Origin of the sequence: Nonomuraea rosea (genome assembly GCF_039539705.1) — a bacterium.
Classification (GTDB): domain Bacteria; phylum Actinomycetota; class Actinomycetes; order Streptosporangiales; family Streptosporangiaceae; genus Nonomuraea; species Nonomuraea rosea.
In genome coordinates this window covers 1-2612 of record NZ_BAABDQ010000110.1, presented here as the reverse complement: position 1 = coordinate 2612, position 2612 = coordinate 1, and the positions used below count along the sequence as shown (strand labels likewise).

At 70.8% G+C, this 2612-nt stretch carries 1 protein-coding gene; it reads right to left on the bottom strand.

Annotated elements, in window-relative coordinates; translation table 11 throughout:
* A partial coding sequence (locus ABEA43_RS67560) for a condensation domain-containing protein (RefSeq protein WP_345581467.1) occupies positions 1-2552 on the bottom strand: 2552 nt, incomplete at its 3' end.
* Between the last annotated feature and the right edge of the window lie 60 nt (positions 2553-2612).

Genomic DNA, 2612 nt, shown 5'->3' with positions numbered 1-2612 from the left:
CCATCCACCACATGCAACTCACAACCGATGAACAACCCCGCCAGCTGATTCCACGACGCATCAAAGGACACCGACGTCGTCAACGCCACCCGCCCCATCCCCGCCAGCACATGCACACCCAGCCACCCACACAAACTCACCACCCCGCGATGCGACACCACCACACCCTTCGGCCACCCCGTCGACCCCGACGTGTACACCACATACGCCGCGTTCCCGCCACCCACCTGGACACCCAGCGCTTCTCCGGCATGACCGGCCAACTCGGCGACCACGGCCGGGGCGTCCAGCACCACCACGGCACCCCCGACCACATCCGCCGTCCGGGTCGAGGCCAGCACCACCACCGGCGCGGCATCGGCCACCATCCAGCGCAGCCGCTCTCCCGGATACGCCGGATCCAGCGCCACATAGGCGCCACCCGCCTTGAGCACCGCCAGCAACGCCACGATCAGGTCGGCGCCGCGTTCAAGGCAGACGCCGACCACCGACTCCGCCCCGACGCCCCTGACGACCAGCAACCGCGCCAGCCGGTTCGCCCGCTCCTCCACCTGCGCATACGTCAGGCACACCCCATCGGCGACCAGCGCCACCGCTTCCGGCGACCGCGCCACCTGCGCCTCGAACAGCTCTGCCAACGACTCAGCCCGCACCTCAGCCGCCGTGTCGTTCCACGCCACCAGCACCCGCTGCCGCTCGACATCGTCCAGCACCGCCACCCCGCTCAGCCGGGTCGACGGCTCGGCGGTCACCACGTCCAGCACCCCCGCCAACCGCGCCACCAGCACCTCCGCCGACCGCCGATCGAACAGGTCGGCCGCCGCCACCAGCGACCCGCGCAACCCACCCGACCCCGGCACCTCCACCACCGTGAAGTCCAGATCGAACTTCGCCGCCGACGTCCCCGGCGAGATCCCCTCAGCCCGTACCCCTCGCAGGTCCAGCACCGCCTCGGCGTTGTTCTGGACCTTGAACATCACCTGGAACAACGGATGCCGCGCCATCGACCGCGCCGGCGCCAGCTCCTCCACCAACCGCTCGAACGGCACGTCCTGATGATCAAAAGCCGCCAGACTCGACTCCCGCACCCGCGCCAGCAGCTCCCGGAACGTCGGATCCCCGGACAGGTCCGTACGCACGACGAGCGTGTTGATGAAGAAGCCGACGAGATCGTTCAGCGCCTCGTCGTTCCGCCCGGCGTTCGCCGCTCCCATCGGGATGTCGGTCCCGGCCCCGAGCCGTGACAGCAGCACGGCGAGCGCGGCCTGCACCACCATGTAGGTCGTGACACCCTCGTGCCGCGCCAGCTCCGCCAGCCGCAGGTGCACCTCCGCCGGAACCTCGATCGGCACCATGTGCCCGCGACGCGAGGCCACCGCCGGACGCGGCCGGTCGAAGGGCAGCTCCAGCTCCTCCGGCGCCCCGGCCAGCGCGTCACGCCAGTACGCGACCTGCCCGGAGATCACGCTCTCCGGATCCTGCTCATCGCCGAGCGACTCCCGCTGCCACAACGCGTAGTCGGCGTACTGCACGGGCGGCGGCTGCCACGCTGGAGCCGTACCTGCGCATCTGGCGCGGTAAGCCGCCGAGAGGTCCGCGGCCAGCGGCCCCATCGAGGCCCCGTCTCCGGCGATGTGATGGACCACGACCACCAGCGCGTGCTCGCTCTCCGTCACCGAGAACAGCCACGCCCGGATCGGCACCTCCGACGACAGGTCGAAGACATGTGCGGCTGCCTCGGCGACCACATTAGGCAGCTCCGCGGCGGTGACGTCGTTCACCGAGAGCTCCCAGCCGAGCTCCGTGACCGGAAGGATCCGCTGGCAGGGCTCGCCGCCGGCCACGGGGAAGATCGTCCGCAGCACCTCGTGCCGCCCGATCACGTCCAGGAACGCCGCGCCGAGCGCGGCCACGTCCACGTCCCCTGACAGGGACAACGACACCGGGATGTTGTACGTCGCGCTCGGCCCTTCGAGCTGGCCGATGAACCAGAGCCGCTGCTGTGAGTACGACAGGGGCACCCGCTCCGGCCGTTCCATCCGCGCGAGCCCCTTGCGGGCGACCTCGGCACCGGCCAGCCGGGAGGCGAGCCGCGCGACCGTGGGCGCCTCGAAGAGGTCCTTCAGCGGCACTTCCACACCGAGCACCGCCCGGATCCGGCTGACCATCCGCACCGCCAGGAGCGAATGCCCGCCGAGCTGGAAGAAGTCGTCATCGACCCCGACGCTCTCCAGGCGGAGCACCTCTGCGAACGCCTCGCACAGAACCTCCTCCTCACGGGTGCCCGGCCGCCGCCCGGAACTCGCGGTGTACGCGGGAGCAGGCAGAGCCTTGCGATCGAGCTTGCCGTTGACCGACACCGGCAACTCGTCCAGCACCACCACCGCCGACGGCACCATGTACTCCGGCAACCGCTCACCGGCGAACCGCCGCACCACCTCCGCCATGTGCGCCTCACCGGACGCCGTCCCACCGTCGGCGGGGACCACATAGGCCACCAGCCGCACATCCCCCGGCACGTCCTCCCGCGCCACCACCACGACCTGCCCCACCCCAGGACACCCCGCCAACACCGAACCGACCTCACCCGGCTCCACCCGGAACCCACGCAC